Consider the following 12,841-nt stretch of genomic DNA (forward strand, 5'->3'; position numbering starts at 1 on the left):
GAGCGCCGGGCTTCCTTGAATTGCAGGAACAGTGGCCGCTGCTGGGCGTCGGTGAGCAGCGCCACCAGGCAGCGGGTGCCGACGCTGCCAACCCCCACCACCTTGAAGGCCAGGTCGCTGGGCTGGAACCGTGCCAGCAGGTCGCGGCGGTCGGCCTGCAGGGTGCCGCGGTAGTCGCGCATGAAGGTGTCGTACAGCGGCCGCCAGTCTTCCAGGCGCATCCAGTCATCGTCGGGGTCCAGCAGGCTGGTGGTGTTGTGCAGGTGGAAGATTTCCGGCAGGTCGTCGCGAATCAGCAGGCGGCCCCGGGCGTCGCGTTCGCTGATCTTGGGCAGGAGCTCGGCATGGGTGCGCCGGGCGGCCTTGTCGATGGCCCGTTGCACATGCTCCAGGGTGTCGCTGTTGGAGCGCGCCTGGTGCAGCAGGTCTTCGTAGGTCAGGGCGTCGTACCAGATCTCCAGGGCGCTTTGCCCGGCGCAGGTGGCCATGCTGCGCTGATAGGCGCCCACCAGTTCGCGGCACAGGGCCTCTTCGACCCCCGGGCCGTGGCGCAGGTGCCGGGCGGCTATCAGGAAGCTCGCCACCAGGCGCTTGAGGTCCCACTCCCAGGGGCCGGGATGGACCTCGTCGAAGTCGTTGACGCTGAACAGCAGGTTGCGCTCGGGGGTGGCAAAGCCGCCGAAGTTCATCAGGTGGCAGTCGCCACAGATGGTCGAGCGCAGGCCCATGTCCGGGGTGCTGGCCAGGTCGTGGGCCTGGAGCAGGGCGTTGCCACGGTAGAAGGTGAAGGGCGACACCAGCATGCGCCCGTAGCGCAGTGCCACCAGGGACTGGACCCGGCCCTGGCTGGAGGCCTCGATCAACGGCAAGGGGTCGCGCTTGATCTGCCCGGGATCGGAATGGGAGCTGCGGGGGCAGTCCTTGCGGGCTTGCTTGCCGAGCTTGATCGAATCGTCGGGGCGGTTCATGGACAGCTCCTGTGCCAGGCCTTAGCGGTAGGGGGGCGGTTTGGCTAGGGTTGTGCGGGCAACTCCTGACGCGCCTGCCGGATCGGCAGTTCCACGCGAAAGGTGCTGCCGACGCCCGGCTGGCTCTGCACGCTGATCTGCCCGCCGTGCTTCTTGACGATGCCGTAGGACAGCGACAGGCCCAGGCCGGTCCCCTGGCCCACCGGCTTGGTGGTGAAGAAGGGGTCGAAGATCTTGGCCAGGTGCTCCTGGTCGATGCCGCAGCCGCTGTCGCTGACCTCCAGCCAGACCCGCTCGCCGTCCACGCCGTTGCGCAGGGTAATGGTGCCGCGCTCGGGGCCTATGGCCTGCGCCGCGTTGACCACCAGGTTCATCACCACTTGATTGAGTTGGGAGGGCAGGCATTCGATTTCCGGCAACGGCTGGTAGTCGGTGACCAGGTCGGCCTTGTACTTGAGTTCGTTGGCCACGATGTTCAGGGTCGAGTCGATGCCCTGTTGCAGGCTCGCCAGCTGCCATTGCTGGTCGCTGTCGACCCGGGAGAAGTTCTTCAGGTCCTTGACGATCTGCGCCACCCGGCCGATGCCTTCCTTGGACTCCCTGATCAGTACCGGAATGTCCTGCTGGAGGAAGTCCAGGTCGATGCTCTCGCGCAGGCTCTGCAGGTGCTTGCGCAGTTCCGGCGCGGCGATGGCTTCTTCGGCCTGGCGATAGGCGCTGAGCATCTGGTCGAGCTGCTGCAGGTAGCCTGCCAGGCTGCCGAGGTTGGAGGACACGAAACCGATGGGGTTGTTGATTTCGTGGGCGACCCCGGCGGCCAGTTGCCCGAGGGAGGCCAGTTTTTCCGATTGCACCAGCTGGTTTTCCAACTGCTTGCGTTCGTCGATCTCCAGTTGCAGCGCCGCCCCGGCCTGCCTCAGGTCTTCGGTGCGCTGCTGCACCAGGTGCTCCAGGTGATGCATTTGCAAAAGCGCGCGGGCGGTCATTTCCCACTTGCTGGTCAGGGTGTTGGCCATCTGCTGGACTTCGATGTTGTCAAAGGGCTTCTTCAGGATCAGCAGGCGGTGATGACCCTGCAGGCGCTCCAGCAGCTCTTCCCAGGAATAGTCGGAGTAGGCGGTGCACACCACCACCTGTAGCCGCGGGTCCTGTTGCCAGAGGCGCTCGATGGTCTGCGCGCCGTCCCAGCCCTGGGGCATGCGCATGTCGACAAACGCCAGGGCATAGGGACGCTGCCGCTCCTGGGCCTGGCAGACCATGGCCAGGCCTTCCTCGCCGCCGTAGGCCGAATCCAGTTCGAAAGGCTGTTGCCGGGGCTTGGCCGTGGCGCCGAACAGCTGTGCCTCCAGGTCATCCAGACCGTTGTCGTCTGCCTCGGGCGGGGTGAGGATCTTGCGAAAGTCCTCGTGGATCGACGGGGTATCGTCGATCAGCAGGATCCGGCGATTGTTCAACTGGTCCATCATGGGTCCTCTGCGCTGATCAGCGGGATGTCCAGAGTGAAGGTGGCGCCCAGGCCGGGGCCATCACTGTGCACATTCAATTGTCCACCCATCTCCATGGCCGCCAGGGCGCAGCTATGCAAGCCGAAGCCGTGGCCGTCCTTGCGGGTGGTGAAGCCGTGGGAAAAAATCCGCGTCAGGTTCTCCGCGGGGATGCCTTCGCCTTCATCCTTGACGCTGATGCTCAGGGTCTGGCCGTCCAGCACTCTGGCGCTCAGGGTCAGGGTCCGTGAATGATCATCAAGGTTGGACATGGCGTACTTGGCGTTGCTGATCAGGTTGATCAGGATCAGCAGCATGCGGTGCTTGTCGCCCATCACCGGAGGCAACGGGCCATAGTCCTTGACCACCGTGACCTGATGCCGGGCCAGGGCGCCGGAGTTCATGCGCAGGGCGTCTTCGATCAGCTCGGCGACCCGCAGGGGTTCTATCAGTCGTGAGGCTCCGGCATAGGATTGCTGGGTGGCGACGATTTCCTTGATGTGGTCGACGCTGCGGGCCAACTGAGCCAGTTCTTCGCCCATGCCCTGCTGTTCGGTGGCTATGGCTTCGACCAATTGATTGAGGTAGCCGGGGAGCAGCTTGCCTTTGTCGTCTTCGGTGAAAAAACGCCCCAGGTCATCCTGGTGCTGGTTGATCAACTGCATGGCCTTGCCCAGCCCTTGTGCCTTGCTGGAGCGCAGGGTGCGGCTGAGCATTTCGCTGCAGATATTCACGCTGTTGAGCACGTTGCCCACGTTGTGCAGGACGTTGGTCGCAATTTCCGCCATGCCCGCCTGGCGGGCGCTGTCCATGAGTTCGCTCTGGGCTTCCTTGAGCTCCCGGGTGCGCTCCTCGACCCGGTGTTCCAGGTGCTCGTTGGCGCTCTGCAGGGCCGTGTTCACCCGGCGGATGACCGCGTAGCTGCGTACCAGCCTGACGGCCAGGTAGAGAATCAGTATCACCAGCAAGGCGGCAAAGAGCAGCAGGTACTGGTGGGCCTTCTGGTCCTGCAGGTCGGCCTGCGACTGATCGGCGTTGAGCAGATGGGTGATGTCGTCCAGGCGCTGGGCGATGGGGATCGAGGTGATGCGCTCCAGCAGGTCGTTGACCACCGGCTGCTCCCGCAGAATCACCGAGACGTGGTTGCTGAGGATCTCCACCGGCTCATGCATGGGTTCGGGCAGGCGCTCCTTGTTGACCGCCAGTTTGTTCAGCCCCACCAGGATGTCTGCGGCCCGGTCGTCGCTGGAAACCTGGGCGAACTCCAGGCTGCTGAGCAGCAGGTCATAGGTATCGATGGCAATGGTCTGCTCTGACAGCCGCGCCTGGTCGTCAAGGCCGGCCAGGCGGCGCTGGATGTCGTCTTCGGCAGTGGGCAGGAACGCCAGGGAGTTGCGCAGCACCGCGTTGTGGGTCTTGAAACGCTCCACCAGGCCGGCCTTTTCCTGGAAGGCCTCGATGAACGCCTGGTGGCCGGCCGTCCAGGCGGCCGGGTCATTGTGGTTCTGTTGTGAAAGCTGATCGAAGCGGTTCCACAGCTGGTTGATCTCTTGCACCGGCATGACCAGTGGATCGTAGTCGTGGGTGATGGCGATCCGAGCCTTGAGCACCTCGGTTTCCCATTGGGCATTCAACTGCTTGATATGGCTGATCAGGTCCCGCGCCAGTACGTAGTTCGAGGGCTGGCCGATCACCGTCTTGAAGTAGAGAAAGGCCAGCCCCAGCACCAGGCTCAGGGTCAGTAGCGACAGCAGCATGATCGGCACGCGTCGGGACAGCTTCATAAGGGCTTGCCCTGCCATTCGCCGGTCAGGGTCTTGAGAAACTTGACGATCAGGCTGATGTCCTGGGTATTGGGCGGGCGCCCCAGCTGATACTTGAACATGACTTCCACTGCCTGCTCCAGGGTCGGCGCCGAACCGTCATGGAAGTAGGGCGCAGTCACTGCGACATTGCGCAGGCTGGGCACCTTGAACACGTTGCGGTCCTGTTCGTCGCCGGTGACCAGGAAGCGCCCCAGGTCGGCGTCGGTGGGGTTGCCCCGGGCAGCGAAGTAGTCGCCCATCACGCCGAACTTCTGAAACATGTTGCCGCCAATATTGACCCCCTGGTGGCAGGCGATGCAGCCGTAATCCTTGAAGCGCTGGTAACCGTATTTTTCTTCCAGGCTGAGGATGTCGGTATTGCCTTGCAGGTACTGGTCGAACCGCGAGTTGGCGCTGAGCAAGGTCTTTTCATAGGTGGCCAGGGCATTTTGCACGTTGGCTGCGGTGATGCCGTCCGGGTACAGGGCACCGAAGGACTTCTGGTAGGCGCTGTCATCGCTCAAGGTGCGGATCAGCGCCGGCCAGGTGTTGCCCATCTCGCTGGGGCTTTGCACGACGCTGTCGATCTGCGCTTCCAGGGATTCGACACGCCCGTCCCAGAACTGCCGGAAATTCAGCGCGGCATTGAACACGCTGGGGGTGTTGACCCGGGTAGGCTGCCCCTTGAAACCCGGCGATTTTGCCTGGGAGTCGGCCCCGCCCTGGTCCAGCCGGTGGCAGCTGGCACAGGACAGGCTGTGGTCCTGGGACAGGCGCGGTTCGTTGAACAGCTGGCGCCCGAGCTCGACCCGCTGGGGGTCGAGTGCCGGCGGTGCGGGCAACGGCTTGAGCGGTTCGTCCAGGGGCGCGGCAAAAGCGCTCGGGCTGGTGGCGCCCAGCCCTGCCCAGAGCAGCAGGAGCAGTACCCGTGCGCGGCGGCGCGGCGGCTGGCGCGGTTGGTCAGTGGTCATGGTCCGTCACCTGGAACTGCGGCCTGTGCTTGCCCAGCAGGCGAGCGAAGTCTTCGGCGGGCAGGGCCTTGCTGAAGTAGTAGCCCTGGGCTTCCTCGCAGCCTTGCTGCTGGAGAAAGGTCAGTTGCTGGTGCGTCTCCACCCCTTCGGCGATGACCTTCAGGTTCAGGCTGCGCCCCAGGTTGATGATGGCGCTGACCAGTACGGCGTCCTTGTGTTCGTGGCTCAGGCCGTGGATGAAGGATTGGTCGATCTTGAGCACATCCACGGGAAACTTGCGCAGGTAGCTCAGGCTCGAATAGCCGGTACCGAAATCATCGACGGCCAGGCGCACGCCCAGGGCCTTGATCGCCAGCAGGGTAGCCAGCGTGACCTCGACGTTCTGCAGCAGTACGCCTTCGGTGATTTCCAGTTCCAGCCAGGCCGGGTCCAGGGCGTTGTCGCTGAGCGCGTCGCGCAGTTGCTGGAGCAGTTGCGGCTGCCTGAAGTCAGCCGCCGACAGGTTGATGGACAACGGCACAGGGGGCAGGCCGGCGTTCTGCCAGGCCCGGCACTGGCGAGTGGCTTCCCCCAGGACCCATTGGCTGATGCGGGTGATCAAGCCGCTGTCTTCGGCCACTGGAATGAACAGCTCGGGGCTGATCCAGCCCTGTTGCGGGCGTTGCCAGCGAATCAGCGCTTCAGCGCCTACCACATTGCCCGAGGCCAGGTGGATTTTCGGCTGGTAATGCAGGTGGAACTCCCGGCGTTCCAGGGCCTGGAGAATCCCCGACTCCAGGTATTGCTGCTCCCGGGCCCGGTGCGTCATGTCATCGGTGAAGAAACAGTAGCTGCCCGGTGCCTGCTCCTTGCTGGTGCGCATGGCCATCTCGGCTTTCTTGATCAGCGCCAGGGCATCCTGGCCATCCTCGGGGTACAGGCTGATGCCCAGGCTGGCCGTCACCTGCAGGTCGTGCCCGGCGATGTCATCGAACTGGCTCACGGTGGCCAGCAGCTTTTGCGCAAGCGCGCGTATCTGCGCCGGATGCTGCTGGTCATGGAGCACCACCACGAACTCGTCGGAGCCGTAGCGAAACAGCGAGTCCGACTCGCGCATGCCTTGTTCCAGGCGCCGGGCGATTCTCTTGAGCAACTCGTCCCCGGCCGGGTATCCCAGGGCATGGTTGATCCGCTTGAACCGGTCCAGGCCGAGGAACATCACCGCCAGCCGCTGCTCATAACGGCGGGCCCGTGCCATGGCCTGGCCCAGGCGGTCCCCCAGCAAGGTGCTGGAGGGCAGGCCGGTGAGCACGTCGTAGTGCAGCAGGTGGGAGACCTTGAGCAGTTCGGCCACCCGTCTTTCGATGGTCTGTTGCAGGTCGTCGAGTTTCTGCCGGGCGTCCTGTGCCATCTGCCACTTCCAGGTCAGCGCGCTGGCCATCTGGCGGATTTCCAGGCTGTCGAAGGGCTTTTTCAGGATCAGCAACTGGTCGCCGAATGCCAGGCGTTGCGCCATGGCTTCCCAGGAATAGTCGGAATAGGCGGTGCACAGGGCGATCTGCAGGTCCGGGTCGGCGTTCCACAAGCGCTCGATGGTTTCCAGCCCATCCCAGCCGGGGGGCATGCGCATGTCGATGAACGCCATGGCATAGGGCAGGCCCAGGGCCAGGGACGCTTCGACCCGGGCCAGGGCCTCTTGGCCCTGGAACGCCGAGTCGAGGCAGAAGGGCGCTTGCTGCGCTGGCATCGTGGCGTGGCCGAACAACTGTTGCTCGGCCAGGCTCAGGTCCGGGGCCTGGCGCGGCGCCAGGATCTTGCGGAAATCCTCATGGATTGCCGGGCTGTCATCGACAATCAGGATCCGTCGGTTGGCCCGCCCTGGGGGCTGGTCCGAGGCGTCTTGTGCCTTTGTCTGTGCGTCACTGCCAGCGTCCATAGACCTTCCCTAGTAGCCTGAGCCCGCCTTGCAACGTTGTCAGCATAGTCATTGCGCAGTGCCGCGGCTGACGAATTTATTTCGCGGGGGGCAATGGCGTGAAAATAAAAAACTCATCTAGGATTGTCTGGGAAAAACCGCCGCTGCCGATCCGTCCGTGAGCACGGAGCGGGGCAGCCTATGCCGCACAGGGAGAGCCCCATGGAAGATCCGCAGCCGGTTGAGCCAGGTAGGCGTCCACGTGTGTTGCTGGTGGACGACGAGGAGTCGATTCTCAACAGTCTCAAGCGCCTGCTGCGTCCCGAGCCCTATGAAGTGCTGCTGGCCAACAGCGGCGCCAGAGCGCTGGAGATCCTCGCCGAAGGCCCCGTCGACCTGGTGATGAGCGACGCGCGCATGCCCGGCATGGACGGCGCGGCCCTGCTGGCCCGGGTGCGGGAGAAGTACCCGGCGGTGCGGCGAATCCTGCTCACCGGTTATGCCGATCTGAACACCATCATCAAGGCCGTCAACGACGGGCAGATCCACCAGTACCTGAGCAAGCCCTGGAATGACGAAGAGCTGCTGCTGATCCTGCGCCAGACCCTGGAGCACCAGCTCGCCGAGCGTGAGCTCAAGCGTTTGCAGCAGTTGGTCCTGGAGCAGAACCAGCAACTCAAGGCCAGCAACGCCAGCCTGGAACGGCATGTGGCTTCGCGGACCGCGGAGCTGCAGCAGACTGCCGACATGCTCGACCTGGCCTACGAAGAACTCAAGCACAGCTATGTGACCGCCACCGAGGTGTTTTCGCTGCTGGCCAACCTGCGGCTGCCCGCGGACAAGCAAACCAACCGCAAGATCATCGAACTGGTGCGTGCCTGCTGCAAAAGGCACGGCCTGGACGAGGCCAGCAGCCGCGACCTGACCATGGCGGCGGCCCTGTACAACATCGGCAAGTTGAGCTGGAGCGATGCCATGTTGCTGGCGCCGGCGGACTTGTTGCGCCATACCGATCAGGCGCGCTACCGCGCCTATCCCGAGCAGAGCGAATCGGTGCTGATGGCACTGGAACCGATGCAGGATGCCGCGCGGCTGATCCTTCATCACCAGGAGCGCTGGGACGGCAGCGGCTTTCCCCAGCGCCTCAAGGGCGAGGCGATTCCCTGGGGCTCCCGGCTGTTGAAGCTGGCGGTGGATTTCATCGAGTTGCAGTGCGGGCTCATTCTGGAACGGCACATGAACAGCGATGAAGCCCTGCTGTTCATTCGCAAGTACGCGGGCCGCCTGTACGACCCGAATCTGGTGGAAGACTTTGTCCAGGTCTGTGCTGCCTACCAGAGCGATGTCACCGTCGATGATCCGACGGTCAAGGTCCTGGGAACCCGGGAGCTGCAGGCCGGGATGGTCCTGCGGCGCAACCTGAATGCCGACAACGGCATGTTGCTGCTCAATGCCGGCAAGGTGCTCAGCGAACCGCTGGTGCAGAAACTGATCGCCTTCGAAGCCATGGAAGGGGCCCGCTACAGCATCTTCGTCAGCGTTCCCGACGCCTGAGTGGCGTGTGCGGTCCGTCGTGCTTGCCCGGTACTGCAGTGATCCGTCATATTTTGCCCCCCGCGTAGTGGGCGCCCTGAGGTGCTCCGGGCGATTTCGGATCGCGGCGGATGACCCTGGAGCGAACCCATGGATATACCAACCCTGCTGCTGTACATCGTCACCGTCAGCGCGGTGATGATTACCCCCGGCCCCTCGATGTTGCTGGCCTTGAACAATGGCGCGGTGCATGGCATGCGGGTGGCTGGCTGGGGCATCGCCGGCGCGGCGTTGTCCGACCTGCTGCTGATCGGCGCGGTGGGCTGCGGCCTGGGGGCGTTGCTGCAGGCCTCGCAAGAGCTGTTCGTGGTGGTCAAGAGCTGCGGCGCGGCCTATCTGCTGTATCTGGCCTGGGGCTTGTGGCGAGCGCCTACCCGTGCCCTGGCCTGTACGGTGGGCGGGGCCTCGGCCAGCGGCTGGTCGGCGTTTCGCCGGGCGTTGCTGGTGGGGCTGTCAAACCCCAAGGGCCTGCTGTTTTTCTCCGCCTTCGTGCCGCAGTTCGTGCGCCCGGAGCAGCCGGTGGCCGAGCAGTACCTGATCCTGGCCGTGGTCAGCGCCCTGGTGGACTGCCTGATGATGAGCCTCTATGCCGTGGGTGGCCGGCGGGCCATGGCGCGCTTTTCCGCCCGGGTCATGGGCTGGATCAACCGCAGTTGTGCCGGCCTGCTGGCGGTGCTGGCGCTGGGTGTCGGCCTGTATCGGCGCAGTGAGGGCGCTGCCGCCTAGGGCATTGGCGGGTATTCTCCGGGCCGCTGCCTGACCGGCTTCTGCGGGACACCGGGCAATTGCTGTCATGTTCCGGCAACGCCGGCCTGCCAGAAAGATCAGGTTGTTTTCAATCCGTTCCACCCCGATGGCGGGGCCAGGACGATGCGCTTTCCCAAGGAGAAGGTCACGATGAGAAAGTTTTTTACCCTGATGGCAGCCCTGGTGCTGACCCTGGGGATGGTGGGCATCAGCGACGCACGTCAGCCCAAGCAGCAGCGCGATTCGGTGGCGGGTACCTTCGACTACTACCTGCTGACCCTGTCCTGGTCGCCGACCTTCTGCCTGATGCACCCGGAAAACGAGCAGTGCACCGGCAAGGGCTACGGTTTTGTCCTGCACGGCCTGTGGCCGCAATACGCCAAGGGTGGCTGGCCCGAGTCCTGCCCACCCCTGACCCAGCTCAATGCCCAGGAGCGGGCCAAGGGCCTGACCCTGTTTCCCACCGCCAAGCTGATGAACCATGAATGGAGCAAGCACGGCACCTGCAGCGGCCTGGGGGCCATGGGGTACCTGGATGCCGCGGACAAGGCCCTGGCCAGGGTACAGATTCCCGAGGCGCTGCAGCCTTCGACCACGGTGCGCTATTTCGAGGCCAGCCAGATTGCCCAGCAGTTTCGCCAGAGCAACCCGGGGATCGCCGAGAACGGCATCGCCATTCTGTGCAGCGGCCCCGAGCTGTCCGAGGTTCGTGTTTGCCTGACCAAGGACCTGGAGTTCGGCGCCTGCGGCAAAGGCGTGAAGAACCAGTGCCGTGCCGGGCAGATCCGCATTCCGCCCATCCGCTGAAGGCACCTGCAAGAACCCCACCGATGTCGCATCGCTGTAGGAGCTGGCTTGCCCGCGAAAGCCTACCTGGGGCGGGTGCAAGCCGTGGCGGCCTCTTCGCCGGCAAGCCCGCTCCTACAGGGTGCGGAGCAGGGTTTGCAGGGCGGCGCTGCAATCGTGCATCGGTGCTCGCAACTGCGTTCCGATCAACCCCTGGTGGGCCAGCAGTGCCTTGACCGGCGCCGGGTTGGGTTCGGCGAACAGCGCCTTGATCAGCGGCACCAGTTGCATGAAGGTGCTCCGGGCCGCGTCCAGTTGCTGTGCCCGGACCTGTTGCAGCAAGGCGACGAACCGTTGCGGGTGGATATGCGCCGAGGCCGCAATGGCCCCATGGGCGCCCAGGCACAAGGCGTTGAACAATTGCAGGTCCTCGCCGCACAGCACTTCGATCTGCCCGCAGGCCAGTAGCGCCAGGGTCTTTTCCAGGTTGCCGCCACAGTCCTTGACCGCCGCGATCCGTGGATGGGCCACGATGTTCAGCAAAGTAGCGGTGTCCAGGCTCACCCCGGTGCGGTAGGGAATGTCGTAGACAATCAGCGGCACGCTGGAGGCGTCGGCCACGGTGGCGAAGAAGCTCTCCAGGGCTGCTTGCGACGGCCGGATGTAGTAGGGCGCGGGCACCAGCAAGGCGGCCACCGCACGCTCGAGGATCTGTTCCTGCAGGCTCAGCAGCGACTTCAGGTTATTGCCCGCCAGCCCCATGATCACCTTCCCGGCGGGGGCTCGCTCCAGCACCGCATCGAGCACCGCCAACTGCTCGTCCTTGTCCAGGGCCGCGGCCTCGCCGGTAGTGCCGCAAACCACCAGCCCGGCTACGCCGCTTTCCAGCAGGTGAGTGGTCAAGCGCCCCAGGGCGGCGAAATCGACGGCGCCGTCGATGAAAGGGGTGACGATAGGGACCCAGATACCTTGAAACGATGACATGCGTGTTCTCCTGATGGTTGACCGTCGGGTCGTCGTCAGAAGAGTAGAAGGGCGGTAAGCAGGGGGAGGGTGTCCGTAGCGCTTGAGGTCCTGTCAGCTCATCTGACGGGACACAGCGCCCCGGTCACATGAGCGACTGTTTCTTCGATTTAGAGCTGCAGGCCACGCGCGCCTCGACCTTGGCCGACAGGCCAATGGTGCGAAGGATGAAGGGCGTGGCTGGGGACATGGTCGCTGCAGGCTCAAGAATCAGGCGCCCAGTTTTAAAAGCCGGCGATCGCTTTGTCAATCCTCGAATCCGTTGAATCCGCCGTGCAGGCTGCCAGGGTGCCTGCCCTGAGGCTTAGCCCGGGCCTGGGTTGTCCGGCGCGCTGATGCGGTACAGCAGGCTCGGCGCCTGGCCGGGAAAATCATCCAGTTCGCCGTCCAGGCTCAGCCCCAGGCGCTCCAGGGCGCGCCGCGAGGGCAGGTTGTCGGGGCGCACCAGGCCAGTGACCCGCGGTGCATGCAGTTCGCTGAAGGCCAGGTGCAGGGCGGCCCGGGCCATTTCCGCGGCATAGCCCTGGCCCCAGGCCTCGGGGCGCAAGCGAAAGTACAGGTTCAGCCCCGGCTCGTGGCCGAAGAAGCCCTGCATGATCCCGCCGAAGCCGATCAGCCGTTGCGGGTCGCTGCGCAGGGCGATGGCCCAGTAGCCGAAACCGTGCTGCTGCCAGTGTTCGATCCAGCCGTGCAGCTTGTCGGCGCAGGCGGCAGCGTTGATCGGGCCGTTGGGGTTGAAGCGGTTGGTCTGCGGGTCGCCATGGATGGCACAGGCCTGGGGCAGGTCGTCCAGGGTCGGGGCGCGCAGTAGCAGGCGGGCAGTTTCTTGGCAGGAGGCAGGCATTGGCGCGGCTCTATGGCTTAGGGACCTGGAGAAGGTAGGTGATGGGCCATCGGTTCTCAACCAGGGGCGGCCGGGGCATTGCTTGCCAGGCTAAGTATTGATCCAGGTCAAGAGTGTTGAATCTAGTTCCGTTGCCAGGGAAGTTATTTCCCTGGAGGCAATAGCGCGATTAAAAGTGCTATCTAAACTCGATTCGGTCGGGCGCTGGGCAGTTGTTGTAGTGGATTGCTCATCAGGCTCGGGAAAGTTCTGCAGGTACGCAGAAGAAGTCTTCGGGTAATCGCAGGATGCGCCAGTTGCTGTTTGATCATGACGAGCAATTACCAGACTTCCTGCGAGGTTTTTCAAATGAAAAACAATCTCCCGGTGACTCAGCGTGAGCGGGTGTTTCCTGCCGAACAACGGCTTATTTCCGCCACCGATACCCATGGCAAGATCACTTACTGCAATGACGAGTTCGTTGCGGTCAGCGGTTTCAGCCGCGAACAGCTGATTGGCAGCCCGCACAACATCGTGCGCCATCCGGACATGCCCGAAGCGGTGTTCGGCCATATGTGGTCCTACCTCAAGGACGGCAAGAGCTGGATGGGCATCGTCAAGAACCGTTGCCAGAACGGTGATCATTACTGGGTCAACGCCTATGTCACACCGATATTCAGCCAGGGCGTGATTGCCGGCTACGAATCGGTGCGGGTCAAGCCCGAGCGCCAGCAGGTGGAGCGCGCC

General features: G+C 64.0%; 11 protein-coding genes. 4 read left to right on the forward strand and 7 right to left on the reverse strand.

What is annotated here, in order from left to right:
* The 5 genes from F6S12_RS25865 to F6S12_RS25885 form a co-directional block, all read right to left on the reverse strand.
* The coding region (locus F6S12_RS25865; RefSeq protein ID WP_315869460.1) for a DUF2252 family protein at positions 1–968 on the reverse strand (968 nt) is incomplete at its 3' end.
* Positions 969–1,012: 44 nt separating this feature from the next.
* Positions 1,013–2,431, reverse strand: a complete 1,419-nt coding sequence (locus F6S12_RS25870; protein WP_011061610.1) for an ATP-binding protein — start codon at positions 2,429–2,431, stop codon at positions 1,013–1,015.
* Positions 2,431–4,236 (reverse strand): DAHL domain-containing protein, encoded by a 1,806-nt coding sequence (locus F6S12_RS25875; RefSeq protein WP_015635841.1) that lies wholly within the window; start codon positions 4,234–4,236, stop codon positions 2,431–2,433. The genes F6S12_RS25870 and F6S12_RS25875 overlap by 1 nt, the downstream gene beginning before the upstream one ends.
* Positions 4,233–5,228, reverse strand: a complete 996-nt coding sequence (locus F6S12_RS25880; protein WP_011061608.1) for a cytochrome-c peroxidase — start codon at positions 5,226–5,228, stop codon at positions 4,233–4,235. The genes F6S12_RS25875 and F6S12_RS25880 overlap by 4 nt, the downstream gene beginning before the upstream one ends.
* A complete protein-coding gene (locus F6S12_RS25885; RefSeq protein ID WP_315869461.1) occupies positions 5,218–7,143 on the reverse strand; it encodes a putative bifunctional diguanylate cyclase/phosphodiesterase in 1,926 nt (641 codons plus the stop codon). Before F6S12_RS25885 ends, F6S12_RS25880 begins: the two co-directional genes overlap by 11 nt.
* Positions 7,144–7,344: 201 nt before the next feature.
* On the opposite strand from F6S12_RS25885, the gene F6S12_RS25890 reads away from it, so the two are divergent.
* The 3 genes from F6S12_RS25890 (at position 7,345) to F6S12_RS25900 (ending at position 10,269) form a co-directional block, all read left to right on the forward strand.
* A complete protein-coding gene (locus tag F6S12_RS25890) occupies positions 7,345–8,676 on the forward strand; it encodes an HD domain-containing phosphohydrolase (RefSeq protein WP_041118501.1) in 1,332 nt (443 codons plus the stop codon).
* A gap of 129 nt (positions 8,677–8,805) precedes the next feature.
* Positions 8,806–9,441, forward strand: a complete 636-nt coding sequence (locus tag F6S12_RS25895; RefSeq protein ID WP_011061605.1) for a LysE family translocator — start codon at positions 8,806–8,808, stop codon at positions 9,439–9,441.
* Positions 9,442–9,612: 171 nt separating this feature from the next.
* Entirely contained in the window at positions 9,613–10,269 is a 657-nt protein-coding gene (locus F6S12_RS25900; RefSeq protein ID WP_011061604.1) for a ribonuclease T2 family protein, read from the forward strand.
* A 114-nt stretch (positions 10,270–10,383) separates the two neighbouring features.
* On the opposite strand, the gene dapA is transcribed toward F6S12_RS25900, so the two are convergent.
* Both dapA and F6S12_RS25910 read right to left on the reverse strand, forming a co-directional pair.
* Positions 10,384–11,232, reverse strand: coding sequence for a 4-hydroxy-tetrahydrodipicolinate synthase (dapA, locus tag F6S12_RS25905; protein ID WP_011061603.1), 849 nt, complete (start codon positions 11,230–11,232; stop codon positions 10,384–10,386).
* Between the two features lie 343 nt (positions 11,233–11,575).
* Positions 11,576–12,115, reverse strand: coding sequence for a GNAT family N-acetyltransferase (locus F6S12_RS25910; RefSeq protein WP_053151926.1), 540 nt, complete (start codon positions 12,113–12,115; stop codon positions 11,576–11,578).
* 348 nt (positions 12,116–12,463) lie between these two features.
* On the opposite strand from F6S12_RS25910, the gene F6S12_RS25915 reads away from it, so the two are divergent.
* Positions 12,464–12,841: PAS domain-containing protein (locus tag F6S12_RS25915; protein ID WP_315869462.1), on the forward strand; the 378-nt coding region annotated here is incomplete at its 3' end.

This window comes from Pseudomonas sp. JV245A (assembly GCF_032424515.1).
Taxonomy (GTDB): Bacteria; Pseudomonadota; Gammaproteobacteria; order Pseudomonadales; family Pseudomonadaceae; genus Aquipseudomonas; species Aquipseudomonas protegens.

What these genes read in the sequence shown, in the direction of transcription:
- F6S12_RS25910 (WP_053151926.1), bottom strand. Translation starts at nt 12,115, where the DNA reads ATGCCTGCCTCCTGCCAAGAAACTGCCCGCCTGCTACTGCGCGCCCCG.
- F6S12_RS25900 (WP_011061604.1), top strand. Translation starts at nt 9,613, where the DNA reads ATGAGAAAGTTTTTTACCCTGATGGCAGCCCTGGTGCTGACCCTGGGG.
- F6S12_RS25890 (WP_041118501.1), top strand. Translation starts at nt 7,345, where the DNA reads ATGGAAGATCCGCAGCCGGTTGAGCCAGGTAGGCGTCCACGTGTGTTG.
- dapA (WP_011061603.1), bottom strand. Translation starts at nt 11,232, where the DNA reads ATGTCATCGTTTCAAGGTATCTGGGTCCCTATCGTCACCCCTTTCATC.
- F6S12_RS25875 (WP_015635841.1), bottom strand. Translation starts at nt 4,236, where the DNA reads ATGAAGCTGTCCCGACGCGTGCCGATCATGCTGCTGTCGCTACTGACC.
- F6S12_RS25880 (WP_011061608.1), bottom strand. Translation starts at nt 5,228, where the DNA reads ATGACCACTGACCAACCGCGCCAGCCGCCGCGCCGCCGCGCACGGGTA.
- F6S12_RS25870 (WP_011061610.1), bottom strand. Translation starts at nt 2,431, where the DNA reads ATGGACCAGTTGAACAATCGCCGGATCCTGCTGATCGACGATACCCCG.
- F6S12_RS25885 (WP_315869461.1), bottom strand. Translation starts at nt 7,143, where the DNA reads ATGGACGCTGGCAGTGACGCACAGACAAAGGCACAAGACGCCTCGGAC.
- F6S12_RS25895 (WP_011061605.1), top strand. Translation starts at nt 8,806, where the DNA reads ATGGATATACCAACCCTGCTGCTGTACATCGTCACCGTCAGCGCGGTG.